This window comes from Sphingobium tyrosinilyticum, from assembly GCF_042654265.1.
GTDB lineage: Bacteria > Pseudomonadota > Alphaproteobacteria > Sphingomonadales > Sphingomonadaceae > Sphingobium > Sphingobium tyrosinilyticum.
In genome coordinates, this window is record NZ_JBHSFZ010000006.1 from 23,703 (window position 1) to 47,568 (window position 23,866).

The 23,866-nt window shown below is 62.3% G+C and carries 23 protein-coding genes and 2 tRNA genes; 14 read left to right on the top strand and 11 right to left on the bottom strand.

Features of this window, described 5'->3' with window-relative positions; all coding sequences use genetic code 11:
- Window positions 1–77: 77 nt before the first annotated feature.
- Window positions 78–1,358 carry a hypothetical protein gene (locus ACFO3E_RS04470; RefSeq protein ID WP_066523861.1) on the bottom strand — a complete coding sequence of 427 codons (1,281 nt, stop codon included), beginning with the start codon at window positions 1,356–1,358 and terminating at the stop codon, window positions 78–80.
- Window positions 1,359–1,585: 227 nt separating this feature from the next.
- Here ACFO3E_RS04470 and gyrA point away from each other — a divergent pair, with 227 nt between their 5' ends.
- Together gyrA and ACFO3E_RS04480 are read left to right on the top strand one after the other, a co-directional pair.
- Complete coding sequence (gene gyrA / locus ACFO3E_RS04475; protein WP_380802769.1) at window positions 1,586–4,315, top strand: DNA gyrase subunit A; 2,730 nt, start codon at window positions 1,586–1,588, stop codon at window positions 4,313–4,315.
- Window positions 4,312–4,659 (top strand): DUF952 domain-containing protein, encoded by a 348-nt coding sequence (locus ACFO3E_RS04480; protein WP_066523863.1) that lies wholly within the window; start codon window positions 4,312–4,314, stop codon window positions 4,657–4,659. Before gyrA ends, ACFO3E_RS04480 begins: the two co-directional genes overlap by 4 nt.
- Window positions 4,660–4,773: 114 nt before the next feature.
- On the opposite strand, the gene ACFO3E_RS04485 is transcribed toward ACFO3E_RS04480, so the two are convergent.
- Window positions 4,774–5,448 (bottom strand): energy transducer TonB, encoded by a 675-nt coding sequence (locus ACFO3E_RS04485; protein WP_380803067.1) that lies wholly within the window; start codon window positions 5,446–5,448, stop codon window positions 4,774–4,776.
- Window positions 5,449–5,568: 120 nt separating this feature from the next.
- Window positions 5,569–6,687 carry a glycosyltransferase gene (locus ACFO3E_RS04490; RefSeq protein WP_380802772.1) on the bottom strand — a complete coding sequence of 373 codons (1,119 nt, stop codon included), beginning with the start codon at window positions 6,685–6,687 and terminating at the stop codon, window positions 5,569–5,571.
- A 53-nt stretch (window positions 6,688–6,740) separates the two neighbouring features.
- Here ACFO3E_RS04490 and ACFO3E_RS04495 point away from each other — a divergent pair, with 53 nt between their 5' ends.
- From ACFO3E_RS04495 to ACFO3E_RS04525, 7 genes are all read left to right on the top strand, one after another.
- Window positions 6,741–7,586, top strand: a complete 846-nt coding sequence (locus ACFO3E_RS04495) for a lysophospholipid acyltransferase family protein (protein ID WP_066528472.1) — start codon at window positions 6,741–6,743, stop codon at window positions 7,584–7,586.
- Window positions 7,587–7,701: 115 nt separating this feature from the next.
- Window positions 7,702–8,346, top strand: coding sequence for a phosphoribosylanthranilate isomerase (locus ACFO3E_RS04500; protein ID WP_066523865.1), 645 nt, complete (start codon window positions 7,702–7,704; stop codon window positions 8,344–8,346).
- Complete coding sequence (trpB, locus tag ACFO3E_RS04505) at window positions 8,343–9,572, top strand: tryptophan synthase subunit beta (protein WP_066523866.1); 1,230 nt, start codon at window positions 8,343–8,345, stop codon at window positions 9,570–9,572. Before ACFO3E_RS04500 ends, trpB begins: the two co-directional genes overlap by 4 nt.
- Window positions 9,573–9,644: 72 nt before the next feature.
- Window positions 9,645–10,475 carry a tryptophan synthase subunit alpha gene (gene trpA / locus ACFO3E_RS04510; protein WP_066523867.1) on the top strand — a complete coding sequence of 277 codons (831 nt, stop codon included), beginning with the start codon at window positions 9,645–9,647 and terminating at the stop codon, window positions 10,473–10,475.
- On the top strand, window positions 10,472–11,323 hold the full coding sequence (gene accD / locus ACFO3E_RS04515) for an acetyl-CoA carboxylase, carboxyltransferase subunit beta (protein ID WP_066523868.1): 852 nt from the start codon (window positions 10,472–10,474) through the stop codon (window positions 11,321–11,323). The genes trpA and accD overlap by 4 nt, the downstream gene beginning before the upstream one ends.
- A gap of 26 nt (window positions 11,324–11,349) precedes the next feature.
- Window positions 11,350–12,675, top strand: a complete 1,326-nt coding sequence (locus ACFO3E_RS04520) for a bifunctional folylpolyglutamate synthase/dihydrofolate synthase (protein WP_066523869.1) — start codon at window positions 11,350–11,352, stop codon at window positions 12,673–12,675.
- A 72-nt stretch (window positions 12,676–12,747) separates the two neighbouring features.
- Window positions 12,748–13,188 carry a DUF6628 family protein gene (locus ACFO3E_RS04525; protein WP_066523870.1) on the top strand — a complete coding sequence of 147 codons (441 nt, stop codon included), beginning with the start codon at window positions 12,748–12,750 and terminating at the stop codon, window positions 13,186–13,188.
- Here the strand turns inward: ACFO3E_RS04525 and ACFO3E_RS04530 are convergent.
- The 3 genes from ACFO3E_RS04530 to ACFO3E_RS04540 form a co-directional block, all read right to left on the bottom strand.
- Window positions 13,173–14,498: an AmpG family muropeptide MFS transporter gene (locus tag ACFO3E_RS04530; protein ID WP_380802778.1), complete on the bottom strand. Its 1,326-nt coding sequence runs from the start codon at window positions 14,496–14,498 to the stop codon at window positions 13,173–13,175. The genes ACFO3E_RS04525 and ACFO3E_RS04530 overlap by 16 nt on opposite strands.
- A 197-nt stretch (window positions 14,499–14,695) precedes the next feature.
- Complete coding sequence (arr, locus tag ACFO3E_RS04535; protein ID WP_380802780.1) at window positions 14,696–15,109, bottom strand: NAD(+)--rifampin ADP-ribosyltransferase; 414 nt, start codon at window positions 15,107–15,109, stop codon at window positions 14,696–14,698.
- 458 nt (window positions 15,110–15,567) lie between these two features.
- Window positions 15,568–16,017: a response regulator gene (locus ACFO3E_RS04540; protein ID WP_066523873.1), complete on the bottom strand. Its 450-nt coding sequence runs from the start codon at window positions 16,015–16,017 to the stop codon at window positions 15,568–15,570.
- Window positions 16,018–16,179: 162 nt separating this feature from the next.
- Here ACFO3E_RS04540 and ACFO3E_RS04545 point away from each other — a divergent pair, with 162 nt between their 5' ends.
- Window positions 16,180–17,097 carry a pseudouridine synthase gene (locus tag ACFO3E_RS04545; protein WP_066523874.1) on the top strand — a complete coding sequence of 306 codons (918 nt, stop codon included), beginning with the start codon at window positions 16,180–16,182 and terminating at the stop codon, window positions 17,095–17,097.
- A gap of 59 nt (window positions 17,098–17,156) precedes the next feature.
- Entirely contained in the window at window positions 17,157–17,696 is a 540-nt protein-coding gene (gene rsmD / locus ACFO3E_RS04550; RefSeq protein ID WP_066523875.1) for a 16S rRNA (guanine(966)-N(2))-methyltransferase RsmD, read from the top strand.
- A gap of 55 nt (window positions 17,697–17,751) precedes the next feature.
- On the opposite strand, the gene ACFO3E_RS04555 is transcribed toward rsmD, so the two are convergent.
- Complete coding sequence (locus ACFO3E_RS04555; protein WP_066528474.1) at window positions 17,752–18,201, bottom strand: globin domain-containing protein; 450 nt, start codon at window positions 18,199–18,201, stop codon at window positions 17,752–17,754.
- Window positions 18,202–18,315: 114 nt separating this feature from the next.
- Here ACFO3E_RS04555 and ACFO3E_RS04560 point away from each other — a divergent pair, with 114 nt between their 5' ends.
- Window positions 18,316–18,804: an RrF2 family transcriptional regulator gene (locus tag ACFO3E_RS04560; RefSeq protein WP_380802784.1), complete on the top strand. Its 489-nt coding sequence runs from the start codon at window positions 18,316–18,318 to the stop codon at window positions 18,802–18,804.
- 538 nt (window positions 18,805–19,342) lie between these two features.
- Here ACFO3E_RS04560 and ACFO3E_RS04565 read toward each other — a convergent pair.
- Window positions 19,343–19,738 (bottom strand): GFA family protein, encoded by a 396-nt coding sequence (locus tag ACFO3E_RS04565; RefSeq protein WP_082919524.1) that lies wholly within the window; start codon window positions 19,736–19,738, stop codon window positions 19,343–19,345.
- A 102-nt stretch (window positions 19,739–19,840) separates the two neighbouring features.
- On the opposite strand from ACFO3E_RS04565, the gene ACFO3E_RS04570 reads away from it, so the two are divergent.
- Together ACFO3E_RS04570 and ACFO3E_RS04575 are read left to right on the top strand one after the other, a co-directional pair.
- A complete protein-coding gene (locus ACFO3E_RS04570; protein ID WP_380802787.1) occupies window positions 19,841–22,117 on the top strand; it encodes an ATP-dependent helicase in 2,277 nt (758 codons plus the stop codon).
- Between the two features lie 94 nt (window positions 22,118–22,211).
- Window positions 22,212–22,829 (top strand): hypothetical protein, encoded by a 618-nt coding sequence (locus ACFO3E_RS04575; protein WP_066523879.1) that lies wholly within the window; start codon window positions 22,212–22,214, stop codon window positions 22,827–22,829.
- 150 nt (window positions 22,830–22,979) lie between these two features.
- Here the strand turns inward: ACFO3E_RS04575 and ACFO3E_RS04580 are convergent.
- The 3 genes from ACFO3E_RS04580 to ACFO3E_RS04590 all read right to left on the bottom strand — a co-directional run bounded on the left by ACFO3E_RS04580 (window position 22,980) and on the right by ACFO3E_RS04590 (window position 23,749).
- Window positions 22,980–23,055: transfer RNA gene (locus ACFO3E_RS04580), tRNA-Ala, on the bottom strand.
- 194 nt (window positions 23,056–23,249) lie between these two features.
- Window positions 23,250–23,325, bottom strand: a tRNA-Ala gene (locus ACFO3E_RS04585).
- An 88-nt stretch (window positions 23,326–23,413) separates the two neighbouring features.
- Entirely contained in the window at window positions 23,414–23,749 is a 336-nt protein-coding gene (locus ACFO3E_RS04590) for a TIGR02300 family protein (protein WP_066523880.1), read from the bottom strand.
- Window positions 23,750–23,866 lie beyond the last annotated feature (117 nt).

Genomic DNA, 23,866 nt, shown 5'->3' on the forward strand with positions numbered 1-23,866 from the left:
ATCGCGCCAGCCCCTGTTGCATCATGTCGAGTAAGGAAGGCGCGCCCATCCCTGAGACGGGCGCGCCTTTTTCAAGATCAGGCCTTGGTGGAGAGATAGGCCAGCCAGAGATCCGCGATCTTTTTGCGCGTGCCCGCCTGGACCGATTGGAAGGCCGTTTTGGCAGATGCGACATCGCCGCCCAGCGCCTTTGCGATGCCGAGGCGCGTGTTCACCTCGTCCGCATCGACGCCGCCCTTTTGCTTGGCCAGTTCGAACATCGTCGCAGCCTTCGCATAGTCACCATAACCCAGATAGGCGTCGGCGGTCGCTGCTGCGATCTTGCCATTGGCGGCCTTGCGGGCATCGGATTCGGCCGAACCAAGCGATGCCTTGTCGCCTGCGATCTTGGGCGCTGCGGTCTGATACAGATCGGCGCCTGCCGTGCCCTTCAGAACGCCCTTGGCGCGACCCTGATCGACGGCGGATTTCACTTCGCCATAGATGCCGGTCTTGGACGCCATCTCGCCATATTCCAGGAAGTCGCCAGCGACCACCAATCCCCCCGATGCCGCCATCAGGCGCAGAACGTCGAGATTTTCGCGGTTGGTGATGTTCGGATTCGACTGCTGGAACAGGCGGATCAGCGTGCGCAGATTCTCACCGCTGGGCTGTGCCTGATAAGCCGAGGTCGCCCATTCGGTCACTTCTGGCAGGCGCGATCCAGCCGCACGGCTAACGCCGATCTGATACCATTGAGCGGGAACCTGCCCGCCAGCCGCCTTCGTCGCGTTGATCGCAGCCTTAAGCGCGGCGAGACCCTGCTGATTAAGACCGCGGCCAGGCTCCGCCGTCGGATTGGCGGTGCCCGCCTTGCCAAAATAGGCTTGTGCCAAGGTCACATTCACTGCATCGGCCTTATAATTGGCCTGTGCCGCCGCCTGCGCGCGGCGGATGGCAAGGTCGTAATTCTTCGCCTGCAACGCCTGGTCGGCAGCAACGGCGTTGAACTGGCCCGCTTGTTCCGGGGGCGTGAGGCCGCTGTCCAGCATCTGGGCGAGCGCCTCGCTCTGCATCGCGCTGTCCTTCGACGCGATCGATGCGTTCAGCTTGACCGCGCCAATCTGATATTTGTCGTCGTTCGACTTGGCCTTGCTGTCGGCGTCGGCCAGCGCCGCCTTGGCAGCGGCGAAATCATTCTTCTGCGTCGCCGCCTGCGCGGCCTGGAGCGCCTTGATCACGTCGGGCGAGACATTGAGCTTCGGGCCGGCCTGCTTCTTCTCTTCCTTCTTCGCCGCCACCGCTGGGCCCGAAACGGGGCCGCCAGCCAGCGCAAGAGCCAGCACGAGCGCCAAGGGGGTAACAAAACGCATGATCATCTTCTCCTCTACGCGCCCGGGGGACAGGCGCCCTTGATTAAGCGCCGATTAGGGGGCGGCGCGTGAATGACGTTTGAACATCGTATATGCACCCCTTCTCCGCCTGTCAGCCCCTTCTTGCAGCTTGATTTATCGCGTGCGCGCGTGCGCGCGCGAGGGGTGACAGAATTGTTTCGCTCCGCTAGTGGAAGCACAACGAAACTGTTCATCCATAAAAGAGAATCGCATTGACCGACGAGACTGCCCTCGCCGACCCCTCGGACATCAGCCCCATCTCCATCGTGGAGGAGATGAAGGCGAGCTATCTCGACTATGCCATGTCGGTCATCGTCGCCCGCGCCCTGCCGGACGTGCGCGACGGCCTGAAGCCCGTGCATCGCCGCATTCTCTTCTCGGCCAGCGAGTCCGGCTTCCACTACAACAAACCCTATCGCAAGTCCGCACGCATCGTCGGTGACGTGATCGGTAAATACCATCCCCACGGCGACAGCTCGATCTATGACGCCCTGGCGCGCATGACGCAGGACTGGGCCATGCGCGTCCCGCTGATCGATGGGCAGGGGAACTTTGGCTCGATGGACCCCGATCCGCCGGCGGCCATGCGCTACACCGAAGCACGCCTCGCCAAGGTCGCTGGTGCGCTGCTCGAAGATCTCGACAAGGACACCGTCGATTTCCAGCCCAACTACGACGCTTCGGAAAGTGAGCCGCAGGTCCTGCCCGCGCGCTTCCCGAACCTGCTGGTCAACGGCGCGGGCGGCATCGCGGTCGGCATGGCGACCAACATCCCGCCGCATAACCTCGGCGAAGTGATCCGCGCCTGCCTCGCCTATATCGAAAACCCTGCGATCAGCGTGGACGACATCATCCAGATCGTCCCCGGCCCGGACTTCCCGACCGCCCCGCTGATCCTCGGCCAGTCGGGCGCCCGCAGCGCCTATCATACCGGCCGCGGCTCGATCATGATGCGCTCGCGTTATGTGGTCGAGGAAGGGCGCGGCGACCGTCGCTCGATCGTGCTGACCGCCATCCCGTACCAGGTCGGCAAGAACGGCCTTGTCGAAAAGATCGCTGAGGCCGCCAAGGACAAGCGGATCGAGGGCATCAGCGACATTCGCGACGAATCGAACCGGGAAGGCGTTCGCATCGTCATGGACCTGAAGCGCGACGCCACGCCTGAAGTCGTGCTCAACCAACTCTGGCGTAACACGCCTGCCCAGTCGAGCTTTCCGGCCAACATGCTCGCCATTCGCGGCGGCCGTCCGGAACTGCTCAACATCCGCGACATTATCGAGGCCTTTGTCCGCTTCCGCGAAGAGGTCATCACCCGCCGCACCAAGTACGAACTCAACAAGGCCCGCGACCGCGCGCATATCTTGCTGGGCCTCGTCATCGCGGTCACCAACCTTGACGAAGTCGTCCGCATCATCCGCGGCTCGGCCAGCCCGGCGGAGGCGCGCGAAACCCTGCTCGCCCGCGACTGGCCGGTGGCGGAAATCGCGCCCTATCTCAAGCTGGTGGAAGCGATTGAGACCGAAGCCGGCGGCGACACCTACCGCCTCTCGGACACGCAGGTCCGCGCCATCCTCGACCTGCGCCTGCATCGTCTGACGGCCCTCGGCCGCGACGAGATCGGCAATGAGCTGGCGGAACTCGCCGCCGCCATCGCTGAATATCTCGCCATCCTCGGCGACCGCAAGAAGCTCTACGCCGTCATGCGCGAGGAATTCGAGGCGATCGAGCGCGACTTCGCCACCCCGCGCATCTCGGAAATCACTGCCGCTGCCGATGGCATCGACGACGAAGACCTGATCGAGCGCGAGGAGATGGTCGTCACCGTCACCGTGCAGGGCTATATCAAGCGCACGCCGCTCGAAAGCTTCCGTGCCCAGGCACGCGGCGGCAAGGGCCGCTCCGGCATGGCGACCAAGGATGAGGATGCGATCACCGAACTGTTCGTGACTTCCACGCACACGCCGGTCCTCTTCTTCTCCACGGCGGGCAAGGTCTATCGCATGAAGGTCTGGCGCTTGCCCGAGGGCGGCCCGGCGACGCGTGGCCGCCCGATGGTCAACCTACTGCCGCTCGGCCCCGGCGAGACGATCCAGACCGTCCTGCCGCTGCCTGAGGATGAGGAAAGCTGGAAGGACCTGCACGTCATGTTCGCGACCGCGAACGGTACGGTCCGCCGCAACAGCATGGACGCATTCGCCAATGTGCCGAGCAACGGCAAGATCGCGATGCGTTTCGATGAGGGCAGCGACGACCGTCTGATCGGCGTCGCTCTCCTCACTGAAAATGACGATGTGCTGCTCGCCACGCGACAGGGCAAGGCCATCCGCTTCCCGGCTACCGACGTGCGCGAATTCCAAAGCCGCACCTCGACCGGCGTGCGCGGCATGACGCTGAAGGGTGACGACGAAGTCATCTCGCTCTCCATCCTCCATCGCTCCGGCGCGACGCAGGAAGAGCGCGAGAACTATCTGCGCTTCGCTCCCTGGAAGCCGGAAAAGGAAGGCGAGCCCAGCATGCTTCCCGAACGCTTCGCCGACTTGCAGGCGAAGGAACAGTTCATCCTCACCGTCTGCGCCAATGGCTATGGCAAGCTGTCGAGCGCCTTCGACTATCGCCGCACCGGACGCGGCGGTCAGGGCATCACGAACATCGACAATATCGGCCGCAACGGCCCCGTCGTCGCCAGTTTCCCTGCCCGACATGAGGATCATCTGATGCTCGTCACTGACCAGGCGAAGCTGATCCGCATGGGCCTCGACACCCTGCGCATCATCGGCCGCAACTCGGCGGGCGTGCGCCTCTTCAACGTGTCCGACAATGAACATGTCGTCAGCGCTGCGAAGATCGAGGAAAGCGACGAAGATGATGTGACGATGCCCGCCGGGCTGGAAGCGACTCCGGACGTCACCCCCGAAGCCGACCCGGACCTTACCGAAGAGTGACGGACCTTTTCGCCTACAAGATCCTGACCAAGGATCAGTATGACCAACTAAAGACCGACGGCGTGTTCAAGGGCGCGCCCGTCGATCTTGCGGACGGCTATATCCACATGTCCACCCGCGAGCAGGCGGCCGAAACGGCCGCCAAACACTTTGCAGGCCAAGACAATCTGGTGATGCTGATGATAGACCTAGCCCCGTTCGGCGACACCCTCAAATGGGAAGAGTCGCGCGGCGGGGCGCTATTCCCACACATCTACGGCGACCTCCCGCTGAGCGCGGTTGCGGGCAAGGTTGTGTTGAGGCTGGACGACCAGGGCAAGCATTTGTTTCCGGCGGGATTCTAACCCAACACCCGTTCGTTTCGAGCAAAGTTGAACAACACTAAGGAGTATCTCGTCCCCCTATTGCAGCCAAGACTGCAATAGGGGCGAATGCGAACCTCTCTCACTTCCAAAGCTTCATCGACGCCAAGTGACCGTCGATGGGAACGCCCCTTCCACCGCACGCCCCTGCGCGTCTCTTGCTGGCAAGAAACGAACTCGTGCGGCGATCAACCTACATGTAAGTCCATCAAGCTCGGAAGTACCGGACGTTTCAATGACGTCGCAACTCTTGACGGTGCCGTCGGCGCCTACATTTATGGCGACCTTAGCTTTGCCTCCGTAATGTACGGACGCCGGGAAATCCTTCGCAGTTATCCATTCTCGCGGATCACTCCGGGGGATAGGCTGATGAGGCAATGGGAACTCGAGTTCCATTACGAACAGCGAATTATTTGAGTTCGTAGGCCGCCAGAAGACGCCAGAATGATAATACCCAGTGATAGGCACACGGGCTCTGTCTTGTGCTGGATGGAATTTGGCACGAGCGCTTAACGATCGGCATACGACTTCATCTAACGTATTCGACCCTGAAGATATCGCTATTTCGCAGTTCTGAACTGATCCCTTCGGATCAATGGTCAAAATGAAAAGCGTTCGTCCCCTGATGCTCACCGGTTGAGGCACATCCGCAGACAGCAGCCATGATTGCCGGTCGTTTTTTGGTCGGGGGCCCCGCCCCATTTCATTTTCCGGCACGCTTCGGGCGACAGTCGCCCAGCTTGCGATGCACAAGGCGCTGCCGACCATCATCCGTTTCAGAAAGCTCACGTAATCGCCCCAGTGTTTAAGTTCTCAAACTAGCTCGAAATGAACGCGCGTCAGTCGCAACGACCAAGCGGAAAAGTCCAAATCAGCGCATCAGTTTAATCCTCATCCCGCCCTCCTCATCCGCACAACCTCCCCACCCTTCACCCAATAATCAAACCCACCCCACCTGATCCGCCGCGAACAAGCCGCCACCAACTGCATTCCCCAATGCGCCCAGCACACCACAAACGGCGCCAGCACATCCCACCAAAGCGACCTTCTCGCCGCCGCCGCTTGTCCCGGCTCCACCACCCCCGCAATGATCCGCCGCCGCACCAGCGCCCGCCCCACAGCCGCCACATAGCCCACGGCCACAGCGCTCCAGCCACCCCACCCGAGCGCCCAGACCCATCCCAGAGCCTGCGCCCCAATAACAGCCCCAGCGATCAACCACATCCCCACACTGTTGGTCACAATATGCCGATACTGCCGCACCCCGAAGGCAATCGCCCCGAGCCCCTCTAGCGGGCTCGCCACCAGCAGGTCCCGCACCGGCCGCAACCGCAGCTTCGCGCGCCATCCGGCGAGGCCAATCGCCATATCGTCGGACAAGCGCCCCGCCAAAGCCGCATCCAGATCAAGCCGCTCCGCCGTCTCGCGCGTCAGCGCCATAGCCCCGCCCCAAGGCATGGTCGCGCTCGCGGCACGCGGCAGGGTCGCCAACTGCATCTCCACCGCGCCAACAAGCGCCGCGACTACGTTCCGCTCCGGCAACAACAACCGATAACCTGTCACGATATCCGCCTTCCCCCGCACCAGAGGAAAGAGCAACCGCCCCACCAGGCGCACCGGAGGCTCAATATCGGCATCCACAAACACCAGGTAACGGTCCTCCGGCGCCAAGGCCCGCAAAGCCGCCCGCAACTTATGAACTTTCTGCCCTTCCTCGCTCGCGACACCGGCGCGAACAATTTGAACCCAATCCCCCTCGCTCGCCCCCAGAGCCTCCGCCGCCGCGCAATCGCCTGAAGTCGCAATCACCAACCGAAACCGCGCCGTCTGCGCCTTCAGCCGCGCGATCAGTTCCGCGCCGCCGTCCCAATCATCTCGCACCGACAGCAGCACGACCACGCCCTCGGGCGCCTCCTCCTGCCGATCGACAGGCAGGTGCCGCCAATAATTGAGGACTCCCAGCAGCGTCAGCCCCTGCAAGACCACCCAAAGCCCCAAGGCCCAATTCATTGCAAATCCAAGCCCTTTACCGTCCCGACCGCTGCTGTATGACGGCAGGCGCAATGCTCTCCAACCCCTTTCTCTTCACCCTCCTCCGCATCCTCCCGGCGCCGCTGGCGTCCTGGCTAGGCGGTTGGCTGTCGGCGAACATCGCGCGCAGGTCCATGAAGCTGCGCGACCAGCGCGCCCGGACCAACCTCGGCATCCTGCGCCCCGACGTTTCCGAAGCCGCCCGCGAGGCCATGCTCACCAGCCGCTGGTTCAACCTCGGCCGCACCATGGCCGAACTCACCAATATCGACCGGCTGATCGAGAAGAACCACATCACGGTCGAGGACGCGCAAGGCTACCAACAAGTCCTCGCCGGTCCGGGCCCGATGATCGCGCTGGCTGTCCATCTCGGCAATTGGGACCTGCTTGCCGCCCATATCAAGGCGTCCACAGACCGACCTGGCCTCGGCGTCTATGACCCTCCGCAAAACCCCGGTCAGGCCGCGATGCTGAAACGCGCCCGCTCCAGCTATATGGGCGAAGCGATCACCGGAGACGGCGCGGCGCGCGGCATCCTCAAGCACCTGACGACGAAGGACCGCGCGACCCTCTACATCCTGCTGGACGAGCGCCGCGACCGCCAGGTCTGGTTCCCTCGTTTCGGCCGCGACCTGCCGCCGTCTGGAAATCTGTCCGTTGCGCTGCGCCTGGCCCGGAAGGTTGGCGCGAAATTCCTGCCCTTCTACATGGTCCGCACGGAAGGACCCAACTTCCGCGTCCATTGGCACCCCCCGCTCGACCCGGCGGCGCTGACCGACGATCAGATCATGGATCAGGTCGATGCCTTCCTGGGAAAAGCCTGCATCGACCATGCCGATCAATGGCTGGCGCTGCATGACATGGATTTGACCACCTGACTGAGCCCCGTCCGTTCGTGCTGAGTAGAGGCTGAGCTTGCCCAAGCCTCATATCGAAGCATATGGCGCGCAGGGAGATGTTCTCACACACACCAACAGCCGCTAAAGCCCCCCAATGTCCCGACTCGCCATCAAAATCTGCGGTCTTTCGACGCCCGACACGGTCGGCGCAGCGATGCGCGCGGACGCCACGCATCTAGGCTTCGTCCATTTTCCCAAAAGCCCGCGCCATGTCGAAGCGGACCAGCTGCGCGCTCTCGCCGCGCCGGTCCCGGCCCATATCGGTCGCGTCGCCGTTCTCGTCGATCCGACCGATGAGACCCTCGCCCTGCTCACCGCCACAAACGCCCTCACCGCTTTCCAACTCCATGGCAAGGAGAGCCCGGCACGCGTCGCCGCCATCCGCCAGCGCTTTAATATCCCGGTCTGGAAAGCCATCTCGGTCAAGACCCGCGCCGACGTAGAATCCGCCAAAGCCTATACGGGCGCTGCCGACCTGCTCCTCTTCGACGCGAAAACGCCGGAGGGCGCTGCCCTACCCGGCGGCATGGGCCTTCGCTTTGACTGGACGCTGCTGCGTGGCGTCCCCATATCCCTGCCCTGGTGCCTCTCCGGTGGCCTTGGCATCGACAATGTCGCCGAAGCCATTCGCATCACCGGCGCACCGATGATCGACGTTTCTTCCGGCGTGGAAAGCGCGCCCGGCATCAAGAGTGTGGACAAGATCATGGCCTTCTGCAAAGCGGCACAGCCATCATGACCATCAAGAACTCGCTCCGCTCCCAGCCCGATGCGTCTGGCCATTTCGGCTCCTTTGGCGGCCGCTATGTCGCCGAAACGCTGATGCCGCTCATCCTGGAGCTGGAGAAGGTCTATAAGGAAGCAAAGCAGGATCCGGCCTTCGATGCCGAGTTCACTGAACTGCTGCGCTTCTATGTCGGCCGTCCCAACCCGCTCTACTATGCCGGGCGTTTGACGGAAGCGCTGCGCGCAGAAGCCGAGCCGGGCAAGGGCGCCAAAATCTATCTCAAGCGCGAGGAACTGAACCACACCGGCGCGCACAAGATCAACAATTGCATCGGCCAGGCGCTGCTCGCCCGCCGCATGGGCAAGAAGAAGGTCATCGCCGAAACCGGCGCGGGTCAGCATGGCGTCGCCACGGCGACCGTCGCCGCTCTATTCGGCATGGAATGCAAGATTTTCATGGGCGCGAAGGATGTGGAGCGGCAAAAGCCCAACGTCTTCCGCATGAAGCTGCTCGGCGCGGAGGTGATCCCGGTCGTGTCAGGATCGCAGACGCTCAAGGACGCAATGAACGACGCCCTGCGCCATTGGGTGTCGAACGTCCACGACACTTTTTACATCATAGGGACAGCGGCAGGGCCGCACCCCTATCCCGAACTCGTTCGCGATTTCCAGTCGATCATCGGCCGTGAAGCGCGCGAGCAGATTCTGGAACTCGAAGGCCGCCTGCCTGACATGCTGATTGCCCCGGTCGGCGGCGGGTCCAACGCCATCGGCCTGTTCCATCCGTTCCTTGATGACGCGGACGTCAAGATGATCGGCGTGGAAGCAGCAGGCGAGGGTCTTACCGGCAAGCACGCCGCATCGCTCGCGGGCGGCGCTTCGGGGATCCTGCACGGCAACCGCACCTATCTGCTTCAGGACGAAGACGGCCAGATCACCGAAGCGCACAGCATCTCCGCTGGCCTCGACTATCCCGGGATCGGCCCTGAACATAGCTGGCTGCACGAAATCGGCCGCGTTCAATATATGCCTATCACCGACGACGAAGCGCTGGCCAGCTTCCAGAAGCTTTCCGCGCTGGAAGGCATCATCCCCGCCCTCGAATCCGCCCACGCCATCGCCTCGGCGGAAAAGGTCGCGACCACGCTGGACGCGGACCAGATCCTCATCGTCAATCTCTCCGGCCGTGGTGACAAGGACATCTTCACCGTGGCGGCGGCGTTGGGAGTGGAGATGTGACCTTGCACGCCCACCCCACATCCGTCCGGACTGAGCCTGTGGAAGCCCCTATATTACCTCTGGAATGCCACCGTGACCGCTGATCGCCTTGCCACTCGCTTCCAAGCCTGCAAGAGCGCAGGCCGCGCCGCGCTCGTCACCTTCGTAACAGCAGGCGACCCAACCGTCGCTGCCACGCCCGCAATTCTGGACGCCTTGGTCGCCGGGGGCGCCGACATCATCGAACTCGGCATGCCCTTTACCGACCCCATGGCGGACGGCCCCGCTATCGAACTAGCGAACCTGCGCAGCCTCGGCTCGGGCACGCGGACGAAGGATATCTTCCACCTTGCCGAAACCTTCCGCGCGCGTCATCCCCATGTCCCGCTGATCCTCATGGGCTATGCCAATCCCATGCTGATCCGCGGCGCGGACTGGTTCGCCGACCAATGCAAGCAGTCGGGCGTAGATGGCGTCATTTGCGTGGATGTCCCGCCGGAAGAGGATGCGGAAATCGGCCCAGCGCTCCGTGCCGCTGGCATCCACCTGATCCGCCTTGCGACGCCCACCACCGACGCCGCCCGCCTGCCCGCAGTGCTTGATGGCGCCAGCGGCTTCCTCTACCATGTCGCCGTCGCGGGCGTCACCGGCAAGCAGCAGGCCGCGCAAGCCGTCGTGGAGCTCGCCGTAGAGAAGCTCAAGGCCGCCACTGATCTTCCCATCGCTGTCGGCTTCGGCGTTCGCTCGGCCGAACAGGCCGCCGCCATTGGCCGCGTCGCAGATGGTGTCGTGGTGGGTTCGGCCATCGTCGATATCGTCGGCTCGCATGGCGACGCCGCCGCCCCCTTCGTTCAAGAGTTCGTCGCTACTTTGAGCGGCGCACTCAAAGCCAACAGCCCCCATTTCCGGGAGACCGCCGCATGAGCTGGATCAACCGCGTCCGCAAGGCCATTCCCTTCATCGCGAAGAAGGAAACTACGGCAGAGACGCTGTGGCACAAATGCCCGTCCTGTACCGAAATGATCTTCATCAAGGAGTGGGAGGATAATCTTTCCGTCTGCCCGCGCTGCGACCATCACGGCCGCATCGGCCCGGCCGATCGTTTCGAGCAGATTCTCGACGCTGGCTTCATCCTGCTGCCCACGCCCCCGGTTCAGGAAGACCCGCTCAAGTTCCGCGATTCCAAACGCTATCCCGACCGTATCAGGGCCGCCCGCGCCTCCACCGGCGATCAGGACGCGCTCATCAACGCACGCGGCGCGATCGACGATGTGCCGCTCGTCATGGGCGTGCAGAACTTTGCCTTCATGGGCGGATCGATGGGCATGGGCGTCGGCGCCGCCTTCATCCAGGGCGTTAACGAAGCCATCGGCCACAAATGCCCCTATGTCATCTTCACCGCAGCGGGCGGCGCGCGCATGCAGGAGGGCATTCTCTCGCTCATGCAGATGCCCCGCTCGACCGTCGCGATCCAGAAGCTGCACGCCGCAGGCCTGCCCTATATCGTCGTCCTTACCGATCCCACGACCGGCGGTGTGACCGCCAGCTACGCGATGTTGGGCGATGTCCAGATCTCCGAGCCCAACGCCCTCATCGGCTTCGCGGGCCAGCGTGTCATCGAAAGCACGATCCGCGAGAAATTGCCCGATGGGTTCCAGCGCGCCGAATATCTGCTGGAACATGGCATGATCGACATGGTTGTTCACCGTAGCGAATTGCGTGACACGCTGGCCCGGGTGATCGGCTATCTGGCCCCTCGCGCCGCCGCCTGACGCCTTCGCGCGAGGGATAAAGGGCCATGCCCGACCACGCCGTCTCCGATGACCCGGGGGTTCAGGCCCAGCTGGACCGTCTGGCGACACTTTCGCCTGGCGCCGACATATTGGGCCTCGACCGCATCACACGCCTGCTCGACCGGCTGCGCGACCCGCACCGAGCGTTGCCGCCTGTCTTCCATGTCGCGGGCACCAACGGCAAAGGCTCGACCTGCGCCTTCCTTCGCGCCGCGCTGGAAGCGGATGGCAAGAGCGTGCATGTCTTCACCTCCCCACATCTCGTCCGCTTCAACGAACGCATTCGCATCAACGGCCAGTTGATCAGCGACGAAGCGCTCGCCCATTATCTCTCCCGCGTCCTCGACGTGGCGGAGGGGATCGGCGCCAGCTTCTTCGAAGTTACCACCGCCGCCGCCTTCCTCGCCTTTGCCGAGCATCCCGCCGACGCCTGCATCCTGGAAGTCGGTCTCGGCGGCCGCCTAGATGCTACCAACATCATCGAAAGCCCCGCCGTCTGCGGCATTGCCCAGCTTGGCCTCGATCATCAGGCATTTCTCGGCAACAGCCTGCGCGCCATCGCTACCGAAAAGGCGGGCATAGCGAAGCCCCGCGCGCCGCTGGTGACCCAACGCTATCCTGAACCCCTTTTCCCCGTGATGCGCGAAGCCGCCGCCCGCGCCCGCACCACCTGGCTCCCCATGGGTCAGAGTTGGGACGCCGCCAGCTACCGCGACCGCCTCCATTATCGCGACGTTCAGGGGCGGATCGAAACCCCGCTTCCTCGCCTGCCCGGCGCGCATCAGGTGCAGAACGCCGCGCTCGCCTTCGCCATGCTGCGTCACCAAAGCGCCGTGCCGGTGAGCGAAGCCGCGCTAAAGGCTGCGCCTCTCTGGGCTCACTGGCCTGCACGCCTCCAGCGCCTAGACCACGGCCCGTTCCTGGCCCCGCTTCCACCCGAAAGCGAAGCCTGGCTCGACGGTGGCCACAATGCGGGAGCGGGCGAAGCCATCAGCGCCTTTTTCACCGCCGACCGTCTCGGCGGCGGCAAGCTGCAACTCATCATCGGCATGCTCGCGAACAAGGATGTCGATGCCTATCTCGCGCCCTTCGCCGGCCGCATCGCCCATATTCACGCCCTGCCCGTCCCCGGTCACGACCATCACCCTGCCGACCGCTTCGCCGCCGTCGCTGCCCGCTGGGGCATTGGTTGCACGGCTAATGATACGCCCGCGCAAGCCATCGCCGCAATCGCAGCGGAGCCGCATCACCGCCCCCCACAGCTGCTGATCGCCGGCTCCCTCTATCTCGCTGGCGAAATTTTGCGGCTGAACGATCAATATCCCGACTAATTGCACTTGCGATTGACTCGCAATAGCGTAACCTGAACTCCGTCACGCAACGGATAAAAAGGTGCACGCCCCATGGCTTATGGAGAGACCAGCCCCCTCGATCTGCCCCGCCCGCTCCCAGGCGGCTATGGCAACCGCCTCTTCCTCTACGTGATGCGCCGTATGGCCAGCGCTGGCGTGGATGACGCCCATGCCGCCAACGCCATGCTTGGCGCTTTCGGCCGCAGCTATCGCCGTCCGCTTATCCTGATGCGGGCGATGATGCTGGAACTCGCCCGCTGCGCGACGCGCAAGATATTGGTCGCGCCCTGCTGCTGCGCCCGTATGACCGCTGACGAAGCCCTGCTCATGCAATCCATCGGGACCGCGCTTCAGCATCCCCATGATGCTTATGAGCAACTCACCTCATTGCTCGGCACCGATGATGCGCTGGGCGCCCTCACCTGCCTGCAGGCCGTCTCGCAGGCGCATAGCGATCTTGGCCGCCCGCTCGACCTTTACGCCGGAGCCTGACCCCCCTCATCGGTTGCCGCGCTGCCCACGCTCGAATCGACGAGCCCACTGCGCATCATCAGCCAGAACAGGATGATGCCGGGCAGCGCCAGCACGGTGGTCAACACATAGAAATCGACATAGCCGAACCGCTCTATCAGCGCGCCCGCACTTGTCCCGGTCAGGAACCGCCCGACGATGCTCGCCGCCGCTGAAATCATCGCATATTGCGCGGCGGTAAAGCGCAGGTCGCACAGGGCCGAAAAATAGGCGACCACTGCAACTCCGCCGATCCCGCTCGCGAAATTTTCAAAGCCGATCGCGCCCGCCATGCCGATATTGCTTTTTCCTGCGGCAGCCAGCGCGGCGAAGCTGAAGTTGGAAATAGCCATCAGCACCAGGCTGATCAGCACCGACCGCTTCAATCCCAATCGCGCATAAAGCACGCCGCCCACGAAAATCCCGGCCAGCAGCGCCCAGAAGCCCACGCCCACATCATAGAGCGCGATCTCCTCATTACTATAACCCAGGTCGTTGAACAGCAGCCGGAAGGTCAGATTCGCCAGCGTGTCGCCGATCTTGTGGACGATGATGAACAGCAGCACCAGCAACGCGCCCTTGCGCTTGAAGAAGTCAACGAACGGCCCGATGATCGCCTGCACCAGTTCTCCGCCGCTCTTGCGCCCTGCAATCTCCCGGTGCCGCTCAGGCTCTCCCACCACCAACGCCGCCAGCATCGCGGGCAGCGCAAAGAGCGCGCAGACCAGATAGGCGACGGTCCAATCCCAATATTGCGCCAGCACCAGCCCCAGCGCGCCCGCTGCCGCCGCGCCGATGCGCCACCCATATTGGGACATACCCGCACCGATCCCAAGTTGCTCGGGTCGCAATATCTCGATGCGGTAGCCATCGATGATGATATCGAAAGTCGCCCCCGCAACTCCCAGCAGGATCGCGGCGCGCACCGTCGCCATCAAGTCCGCCGCCGGATCGACCAGCGCCAGATTGACCACCGCCGCCATCACCAGAACCCCGGCCAGCAGCATCCAGGACACACGCTGCCCCAGGCGATGCAGCAGCGGCAGCTTGACCCCCTCGACCACCCAGGCCCACAGCCATTTGAGATTATAGGCGAGCAGGACCAGGCTGAACGCCGTCACGCTCTTCTTGTCGATCCCGTCCTGCGCCAATCGCGAGGACAGGTTCGCTCCAATCATCGCAAATGGGAAACCGGACGAAATCCCCAGGAACAGGGCCGCCAGCGGCGTCTTCTCGACATAGGGCTTCACCGCATCCAGCCAGCTTCTGGTGCCGATCGCGATGTCCGTCATGATTAGCTGCGCCCCCGAATATGCTTAGGGGTCACCATATGGCCAAATGCCGGAGAAACAAGCGGAAGGCGTTGGATCGGGCGAGCAGGAGAAAGGGAACTCTCCCGACCCCAGCTTCGCTGAGATGACAAAAGGGTGGTAAGCGAAACGGCAGGTTTCATGCATCGGACGACGAAATCCGCTGTTCCGCAGTCATGTCAGTCGATGATATCGGCACCCTCCGCGTTCAAACGGGCGAGACCGTCCTTCATTTGTTGTAGCCGTTCAGGCGGGTGCCCTTGCCACTTCGTCACTTCGGCAATGACTCGCAGCGGGTCACGGGAGCGATAGGACAGCGTCGGATTGCCAGGAAACCTCTTGTCCGTCAGATTGGGATCGTCTTCAAACGGTCCAGCCGGTTCCACAACATAAATCCGTTCGCACCCGTTGCCGATGGCCAGTTCTGCGCCCCAGATCGCAGCATCCAGCGTGCCCGAGAAATATACCCAGGATAGCGGCCTGGCTTCGGCAAAGTTGGATTGGTAGCCGACGACGATCAAGTCTCCGGGTTTCAGATCGGCCTTGGTTCCATGGAAGAATGATCGTGAAAACATGCTGGCAATCGCTGACATAGGCTCGATGCTCCTTTGACTTAAATCGACGGCCGTTTTCTTGACTCAAGGCCCCCGGCTTGCCGCAAGCCCCGCCCTTGGTTAGATAGTGATGGTAGGGAATGCGGCGACTCCCTCATACTAGCATCCAGCGACACACTTAGGTGGGCGATAAGCCTCACGTTCGATGTTGGGTGGCTTCGACTTCCATTCGCCGGTTTGTCCGCTTCTAGCTGCTCAGCTTCCTGAGCGGAACGGCGGGGATTGGTCGCTAACTACAACTTTACCGTCATGCCGGCCTTGAGCCGGCATCCCGCTTCTTCTGATTGCAATGTTAAGCAGGACCCCTGATCAAGTCCGGGGTGACGAAGAACTGGCGACCGAAAATTGATCATCAGCAGATGCGAACAAACGCCGTTCACCTAAACGAAATCGAAGGTCCAGACCTCGCGGGAACGACCATAAGCCCACCACCCAGGTCACGAAAACAACCGCAGCCGCTGCGGCAGCCGCGCCGGCTCATCGCCCCGCATCAGCGCCTCAATCGCTGAAATCGACCCCAGCAAGTCCCGCGGCAGATAGGGCTTCGAAAGGCATCCCACCGCCATTTCATGAGCGTCAACCGGACAAGCCCCCGTCACGAACAGCACCGCCAAACCCTTCTCATGCGCATGCCGCGCCACATCGATCCCGGTCTTGTCGCCATGCAGCGTGATATCGGCGATCACCAGATCGACCTCATCTACTTCGATCACGCTGACTGCATGATCATAGTCCTCCACTGTCGCAGCGACGCGATAGCCCGCCTGCTCCAGCACATGCTCATTGTCGAAAGCGATCAGCGGCTCATCCTCGACAATCAGCACGCTGCGGATCGCCTTGCCTCGCAGCCTCGGCTTTGAGTCCCCTTTGACTAACCCGAAAAACATTTGCCGATCCGCCCCATTTCCGCCATGCAGCCGATCAAACGCGCAGCGCCAGCTGGGAGTTGCGGCCCTCCCCCTCGCATGGGCGACGGGACGGCACTATTCGTCATTTAAACGGCATTCCTGATATGGGAATGCCCTCGCTTCGTTAAAAGGAACCGCCGCGTGGAGCCGCCGAAAAAATCTGGACCGCCCCGCCGGGCAGGACCTGGTGGTCCCCGACGCCCTGCCGATGGCAAGCCCGCCAACGGCCCGCGCTCCGCCCGCCCGCCGTTTCGAAAGGCGAAAGCGGCTCCGGCCAAGCCCGCCAATCCTCACCCTGCACGCGCTGCGGCGGCGGCCAGCGGCAAGAATGAGCCGCAACGCATCGCCAAGCTGCTTGCCCGCGCGGGCGTCGCCTCGCGCCGCGAGATCGAGCGGATGATCGAGGATGGCCGGGTGACCTTGGATGGAGAGGCGATCACCACGCCCGCCACGCTGCTGACATCGCTCAACGGCATCGCGGTCGATGGCAATCCCGTGGCGCAGCCCGCACCCACGCGCCTGTTCCTCTTCCACAAGCCGTCGGGCTATCTCACGACAGAACGCGATCCGCGCGGCCGTCCGACCATCTATGACCGGCTGCCCGCCGACTTGCCCCGCCTCATGCCGATCGGGCGGCTCGATATGACGACCGAAGGGCTGCTACTCCTCACCACTGACGGCGAATTCAAGCGCCAGATGGAACTGCCCGCCACCGGCGTTCCCCGGACCTATCGCGCCCGCGCCTTCGGAGAGGTCAGTCAGGCCCAGCTTGAGGATCTGTTCATGGGCATAGAGATTGATGGCATCCGCTATGGTCAGATCGAAGCCAATCTGGAGCGCCGCACCGGCCGCAACCAGTGGATCGAAATGACGCTGACGGAAGGGAAAAACCGCGAAGTGCGGCGCGTCCTTGAGCATCTCGGGCTCCAGGTGAACCGCCTCATTCGAACCAGCTACGGCCCCTTCCATCTAGACGAACTCGCCTCCGGAGCGGTGGAAGAGGTGCGGCAGCATGACCTGGTCGTCTTCCGCAAGAGCCTTAAAACCCCGCAGCCATAACTTCTCCCCTTCGCCCCGAGCTTGTCGAGGGGCTCCACTTCTTCTGCACGGATGCCGCCATGAGAATAATCGCAGGCCAATGGCGAGGCCGCCCACTTGTCGCCCCGAAAGGCGACGCCACCCGTCCCACTGCCGACCGGACGCGCGAAACCCTCTTCTCCATGCTGCTAAGCCGCCTCGGCTCCTTTGAAGGGCTTAGCGTGGGCGATTTCTTTGCGGGCTCCGGGGCGCTGGGCTTTGAAGCCTTGTCCCGTGGCGCAGCAAGCTGCCTCTTCGTAGAACAGGATCGCGCAGCGCTGGACGCGATCCGCGCCAATGGCGAAAAACTGGGGGTCCGCCCCGACATCCGCCAGAGCAGCGTCCTCTCGCTCGGTCCGGCGCCTAAGCCGCTCGACCTCATCTTCATGGACCCGCCCTATAATAGCGGGGCAGGCGCAGTGGCGCTCGACAAGCTCAGCCGCCTTGGCTGGACCAGCGCCGCCACTTGGATCAGCATAGAAACCGATCGCCGGGAGGATGTGGAGGTCAAAGGCTTCGCCATTGACGCCAACCGTGATGTAGGAAAAGCGCGCCTGACGCTCCTCCGGGCCGAACCTTAAAGCTCCCCTCCCGCAAGCGGGAGGGGCCAGGGGTGGGCTCGCCTCCGCTCACAATTCAAGCAGCCTCGGCATCCTCATAAGCCTGCGCCTCCTTGCCGATCAAAATCTCGGCCAGAAACCAATAGGCTTTGCCCCAGGCGTTCAGCACCGCATCGGTCGCGACCTCTTCACCCAGCACATCGCGGATGGCAGGCAGCAGCGCCTCGGCGACCTTGGGATAATGCTCCGCCTTGACGCCAGTCTCCACATGCCGCTGCACCATCCGTGCGACCGCGCCCTGCAGCGCCTGCAGCTTGTCGATATTTTCGGCATAGCCCAGGATCGCGGCAGCCAGCCGCTTCGGCTGCTCGCCGCTGTCCTGCGCGCCCTGATCGAACATGTCCTTGATCGACGGGTCCTGGAAAAGCCGCTTGTACATCGCAGTGGTGATCTCGACCCCATGGCTACGCAGCGCCGGAGCGGTTGCCTTGACGATGGCGATGGTTTCAGCGCTGAGCTGGCTCATGATGCACCCCTTTTGGTTGAAGACTCGATAAAGGTGCATTTATTTTGCATGTTTGGACATGTAAATAGAATATATGTTTGATCCCTCAACTTCATTCTTTTAACGCATTCCCTCATGCAATTGACCCGCCACACCGATTACGCCCTCCGCGTCCTCATCCACTTGGCGGTATCGCCCACGGGCCGCGCGACCATCTCGGAAATCGCCGACAGCTACAGCCTTCCACGCAATCATCTCATGAAAGTAGTCCATCATCTGGGCCAAGGCCGTTTCATCACGACCCAGCGGGGCCGCGGCGGCGGCTTCATCCTAGCGCGCCCGCCCGAGGCGATCATGCTCGGCGAAGTAATCCGTCATACCGAAACAGACATGAACCTCGCGGACTGCGGCGGATGCGCGCTTCGTCCCGCGTGCGGCCTTTCCGGCATATTGAAGGCGGCAACCGCCGCCTTTCTCTCCGTGCTCGACCAACACAGCCTAGCCGATGCCGCACGCGACAAGGCCGGGCTCGCGGCACTTATCGCCGCGCTGCCCGGCCCCGCCTCGTTAGCTAGCGATGCCTGCGCGAAGCCCGCTTCGAACGCGGCGCTTCACCAGGATTGATGCAGCTGTCCTGCACTGTCCTGCTGCATAACGGATAGTCCTTACCGCCTGCCGGCGGAGGGGTCATATTCCCGCCAACTGTTACTGGATTGGCCGAACTGCCAACCGGGGCTGTCGGGTCAGTGGGCACACCAGCAGGGGCGGGCGTCATGCCTGTACTCGGCGGAACCGCCCCGGTTGATTGACCCGCGTTCGGGTCAGCTGGAGTAGCCGGTGCTGCGGGGGTCGCAGCCTCACCGGGTTCACCTGGTGTAGCGGGCGTTGCAGGAACCGCAGGGTCTCCTGGTGGCGCTGTGTTGGTTGCGGGGGGTTGCCCCACGCTACCTGGCGCACCTTGAGCGATCGCAATCCCGGCAGCGCCCGTGCCAAAGGCCAGCATCGCGGCGCCTGCAAGCATGATCGATTTCATCGGGTCATCCTTTCCTGTTCGTCACCCCGTTCTGCCTCTTGGCTGGTGAAGAACAGCATCGGTGACGCACGCGTTCCGATATCGGCGACGAACCGTTGCTTAGCTGCCATCAGGCGATTGCTCCATCCCTCAACCTTCTGGATAGCGTTCAAACCGGGGAAGTTTGTGGACCGACCCCATCCAAGGTGCGGCCTCAGCCCATTGCACATGAACAGAAGGAGGGAAGATCGACGGGTCGTCGAGCGTAGCCGTCTGAATATCGACCATAGCGGGAAAGGCGGCGGGGTTACGGTAAAAGAGCCCCGTGCCACAATCCGCGCAGAATTGCCGGGTAGCATTTTCCGATGACCGATACGCTTTCGGTTCTCCCTTCACCTTGACCTTATCTTCACGAAACAACGCCCATCCGACCATCGGCGCGCCGGCGCTCCTACGACAGTCAGAACAATGGCAGAGCGCACTGTAAACCGGTTCACCCTGCACCTCGAACTGGATGGCTCCACATTGACACCGTCCCGTCGCCATGACCTTTCTCCTTGCGCTATTCGCCTTTTGTTCTCATAGATCAGACTAACCTGCAAGGGCGTGGCTCTTGCTCCGCTGCACCTTGCTCCCTAGTTGTTGACCATGACTCTGCCCGCCCCTTCGCCCGATGATCCTGCCTATCTTCGGGGTCTCAACGCTCCGCAGCGAGAGGCCGTGCTCACGACCGAAGGGCCGGTGCTGGTGCTTGCGGGCGCGGGCACTGGCAAGACTGCTGCACTGACGGCACGCTTGGCGCATCTTATCGCGACCAGCCGCTCTTACCCTTCTGAAATCCTGGCCGTCACCTTCACCAACAAGGCCGCCCGAGAGATGCGCGAGCGCGTCGGGCGGATGATCGGTCCCGCGGTAGAGGGCATGCCATGGCTGGGCACTTTTCACGCCATCGCCGCCAAGATGCTGCGCCGTCATGCCGAACTGGTGGGCCTCCAATCCAACTTCACCATCCTGGATACGGATGACCAACTCCGGTTGATGAAGCAGTTGATCCAGGCTGAAGGGATTGATGAGAAGCGGTGGCCCGCTCGTCAGCTTGGTGGTTTGATCGACCAATGGAAAAACAAGGGGCTAACGCCCGAGGAGATTGGCGCCGGAGAGAGCGAGGCATATGCCAACGGGCGCGGACAGAAGCTGTATGCTGCCTATCAGGCGCGGCTCCGCGATGTGAACGCCTGCGATTTCGGCGACCTCCTGCTCCATGTCCTGACGATTTTAAAGCGTCATCGCGATGTGCTGGAAAGCTATCAGCAACGGTTCCGTTACGTGATGGTCGATGAATATCAGGATACGAACAGCAGCCAGTATCTCTGGCTTCGGCTGCTGGCTCAACAGCGCAAGAATATTTGCTGCGTGGGGGACGACGACCAGTCCATCTATTCCTGGCGCGGCGCAGAGGTCGCCAACATATTGCGCTTCGAAAAGGATTTCCCGGGCGCGAAGATCGTCCGCCTCGAACAGAATTACCGATCGACCCCCCACATCCTCGGCGCGGCTTCGGGTGTCATTGCGGAGAATGGCAACCGGCTCGGGAAAACTCTCTGGACCGACATCGACATTGGGGAGAAGGTTCGCATCATCGGGGTTTGGGATGGCCCGGAGGAAGCTCGTCGTGTCGGCGACGAAATCGAAACCATCGAACGATCAGGCCAGTCGCTCGATGAGGTCGCGATCCTTGTAAGAGCGCAGCATCAGACGCGGGAGTTCGAAGACCGATTTATCCAGATCGGCCTGCCCTATCGGATCGTGGGCGGCTTTCGTTTCTATGAACGTGCGGAAATTCGCGACGCCCTGGCCTATCTGCGACTCGTCAATCAGCCCGCCGACGATCTGGCGTTCGAAAGGATCGTCAACGTCCCCAAGCGCGGTTTGGGTGACAAGGCTGTCGAAAAGCTCCACCGCCTCGCGCGAGCCGAGGGCATTCCCCTGGCACTTGCGGCCGCCCGCATCCTCGACACGGACGAAATGACGCCGCAGGCCCGCCGCAGCCTCGGCGCGTTTATCGGCGACCTTGCGCGTTGGCGCGACCGTGCTGCCCAGCTTCCTCATGCTGAACTGGCCCGCCAGATCCTGGACGAAAGCGGCTACACCGCCATGCTTCAGGCAGAGCGCACGGCCGAAAGCGCGGGCCGCTTGGAGAATCTCAACGAACTTGCCCGCGCGATGGAGGAATATGAAACGCTGGGGGCGTTCCTAGAGCATGTGTCGCTGGTCATGGACAATGACGCTCAAGCTGAAGAGCGCAAGATCACGATTATGACCATCCACGCCGCTAAGGGGCTGGAGTTCGACACCGTGTTCCTCGCGGGTTGGGAAGAGGGCATTTTCCCCTCTCAGCGAGCGCTCGACGAAGGTGGCCTCAACAGCTTGGAAGAAGAGCGGCGCCTCGCCTATGTCGCAATCACGCGCGCCCGGAAGCTGTGCATCATCCTTCACGCCGCCAACCGTCGTATCTATGGGCAATGGACCAGTTCCATCCCTTCCAGATTCGTTGGTGAGTTGCCGCCCGAACATGTCGAAGAAGAAAGCAGCATGGCTGGTGGCGCGTCGCTCTGGCGAGCAAACTGGTCGGAGCGGGCAGATCCCTTCGCCAATGTTCAGCGCGGCTCCGGGCGTGGTCCCGGCTGGCAGCGGGCGCAACAAAGCGGTCAATTCACTCGCGAACCTTTACGCATCGTCGAAGCCCGCTCCTCGGCCGTGTCACTCGGAAATAAGGGGCGGGACGATATGAGCGTCGGCCTACGCATTTTCCACCAGAAGTTCGGCTATGGGACTGTGGCGGAGATCGAGGGCAACAAGTTGGAGATCGATTTCGAAACCGCAGGCCGCAAGCGCGTGATGGATAGCTTTGTCCAGCCCGCTTGATAGCGGGCCGTTCGTTGACGCGGTACAGGTCCAGGCGTAATCTCGTCACGCAAGTCGCCGCTTGATGACGCGATCAGGCGGAAAGGATGTTGCGATGATCTGCTTCGCATTCCGCTCCTCCTGTTTTAGGCCGCTGGCTGTCTGCCTGATGCTTATCTTTCTGTTCGAAGCAAATGCCGGATCTGCCCAATCCATAATACTCCCGGAAGGGCTGACGATTACCCTGGAGACGCGGCAGGATGTGTCCTCAAAGTCGACGAAGGAAGGCCAATCAATAGATCTAGCAGTGACCAAGCCCGTCGTGATCGGCGGCGTGACTGTTATTGCCGCCGGAACCCCTGTCATCGGCGAAGTGATGCGGGCAAGTGACAATGGCCTGCTCGGCCGATCCGGGAAGCTCAATATCCGCGTGAGCAGGGTGAGGGCCGGTCAGCAAGATGTGGCGGTGCGCGGAGAGCGCAATGTCGAGGGGAAATCCGGCACGCTCAACTCGGTTGGCGCAGGCATCGTTTTTCTCCCATTGGCCATTCTTGTACGCGGCAAGGATGTGCCATTGCCGGCTGGCACCACTTTTGACGTCTATGTCGATAAGGAGATCGCTATCGCTACCACCGGACCGGCGAGCATGAACATGGGCGCCAACCCCTCACCACCCCCGCCCGAGTCGAACGTGATTAGAGCTATAGACCCTAATGAAGCCCTCACGCCCTAATGTGCGGCGAATGCGGCAGCGTGATTTGCAAAGCTCGACCTACCACCCGGCAGCAGGTGATTGAACAGGCATAGGCACAATAACGCCAGACACCTCGCTTCCGGACCGCATGTTTCCACGGCATCCGCAACTATATCTCTGTCGGATATATGGTGGAGCCTAGCGGGATCGAACCGCTGACCTCCTGCATGCCATGCAGGCGCTCTCCCAGCTGAGCTAAGGCCCCATCATGGAGCGACATCATACCGCGTCCTAATGGATCAGGCCATGACCGGTATCAGGACCGTCGGCCAATGTCTGGACCGTCACGCAGCATCTGGAAGTGTCGATCAAGGTTGCCTGCAACCTCCCCACACCCCTCGCTTGCGATCAGACGTTTTACCGGAAGCCATCCGCGGGACGGCTCAACTCCGGCAAAACTGGTGGAGCCTAGCGGGATCGAACCGCTGACCTCCTGCATGCCATGCAGGCGCTCTCCCAGCTGAGCTAAGGCCCCGTTTCCAGTGTCGGCGCCGTTTGGGTCCGGCGCCTCGGAGGTCGCTGCCATTAGGTGGCAGCTTCCTCCTTGGCAAGCAGAAAATTACTTAATTGTCGTCGTCGCCGTCATTGCCGCCAGCATCGACACCCAAGTCGTCGTCACCGCCCAGATCGACATCGTTGTCCGGCGAATCCCCATCGTCATCGACATCCAGATCCAAGTCCAGATCGTCGTCCGCCGCCTCCATCTCGCCGTCGGCCGTCTCGATGACCTTCTTCGGTGCTTCTTCATAAGGCAGCGGCTGCTTCGACTTCAGCACCGGCTCGGGTTCCCAGGCGGTGCCGCAGTTGATGCAGGTAACCGGGTCATCCTTGCCCAGGTCATAGAAGCGCGTCGCACATTTCGGGCAGCTACGCTTCGTGCCCCATTCAGCCTTGACCATGTCCGGGCTTGTCCTTCTTACGAGTGGCTTAAACAGAAATCACGCGGCACGACTATGTCGCCCGCGAAGCGACGCGCGCCTTGCCATAGCGGAACCGCGCTGTCAAAAGCCGGGCGC

What these genes read in the sequence shown, in the direction of transcription:
- ACFO3E_RS04470 (WP_066523861.1), bottom strand. Translation starts at nt 1,358, where the DNA reads ATGATCATGCGTTTTGTTACCCCCTTGGCGCTCGTGCTGGCTCTTGCG.
- ACFO3E_RS04485 (WP_380803067.1), bottom strand. Translation starts at nt 5,448, where the DNA reads ATGATGGTCGGCAGCGCCTTGTGCATCGCAAGCTGGGCGACTGTCGCC.
- ACFO3E_RS04490 (WP_380802772.1), bottom strand. Translation starts at nt 6,687, where the DNA reads ATGAATTGGGCCTTGGGGCTTTGGGTGGTCTTGCAGGGGCTGACGCTG.
- ACFO3E_RS04495 (WP_066528472.1), top strand. Translation starts at nt 6,741, where the DNA reads ATGCTCTCCAACCCCTTTCTCTTCACCCTCCTCCGCATCCTCCCGGCG.
- ACFO3E_RS04500 (WP_066523865.1), top strand. Translation starts at nt 7,702, where the DNA reads ATGTCCCGACTCGCCATCAAAATCTGCGGTCTTTCGACGCCCGACACG.
- trpB (WP_066523866.1), top strand. Translation starts at nt 8,343, where the DNA reads ATGACCATCAAGAACTCGCTCCGCTCCCAGCCCGATGCGTCTGGCCAT.
- accD (WP_066523868.1), top strand. Translation starts at nt 10,472, where the DNA reads ATGAGCTGGATCAACCGCGTCCGCAAGGCCATTCCCTTCATCGCGAAG.
- ACFO3E_RS04520 (WP_066523869.1), top strand. Translation starts at nt 11,350, where the DNA reads ATGCCCGACCACGCCGTCTCCGATGACCCGGGGGTTCAGGCCCAGCTG.
- ACFO3E_RS04525 (WP_066523870.1), top strand. Translation starts at nt 12,748, where the DNA reads ATGGCTTATGGAGAGACCAGCCCCCTCGATCTGCCCCGCCCGCTCCCA.
- ACFO3E_RS04530 (WP_380802778.1), bottom strand. Translation starts at nt 14,498, where the DNA reads ATGACGGACATCGCGATCGGCACCAGAAGCTGGCTGGATGCGGTGAAG.
- arr (WP_380802780.1), bottom strand. Translation starts at nt 15,109, where the DNA reads ATGTCAGCGATTGCCAGCATGTTTTCACGATCATTCTTCCATGGAACC.
- ACFO3E_RS04540 (WP_066523873.1), bottom strand. Translation starts at nt 16,017, where the DNA reads ATGTTTTTCGGGTTAGTCAAAGGGGACTCAAAGCCGAGGCTGCGAGGC.
- rsmD (WP_066523875.1), top strand. Translation starts at nt 17,157, where the DNA reads ATGAGAATAATCGCAGGCCAATGGCGAGGCCGCCCACTTGTCGCCCCG.
- ACFO3E_RS04555 (WP_066528474.1), bottom strand. Translation starts at nt 18,201, where the DNA reads ATGAGCCAGCTCAGCGCTGAAACCATCGCCATCGTCAAGGCAACCGCT.
- ACFO3E_RS04560 (WP_380802784.1), top strand. Translation starts at nt 18,316, where the DNA reads ATGCAATTGACCCGCCACACCGATTACGCCCTCCGCGTCCTCATCCAC.
- ACFO3E_RS04565 (WP_082919524.1), bottom strand. Translation starts at nt 19,738, where the DNA reads ATGGCGACGGGACGGTGTCAATGTGGAGCCATCCAGTTCGAGGTGCAG.
- ACFO3E_RS04570 (WP_380802787.1), top strand. Translation starts at nt 19,841, where the DNA reads ATGACTCTGCCCGCCCCTTCGCCCGATGATCCTGCCTATCTTCGGGGT.
- ACFO3E_RS04575 (WP_066523879.1), top strand. Translation starts at nt 22,212, where the DNA reads ATGATCTGCTTCGCATTCCGCTCCTCCTGTTTTAGGCCGCTGGCTGTC.
- ACFO3E_RS04590 (WP_066523880.1), bottom strand. Translation starts at nt 23,749, where the DNA reads ATGGTCAAGGCTGAATGGGGCACGAAGCGTAGCTGCCCGAAATGTGCG.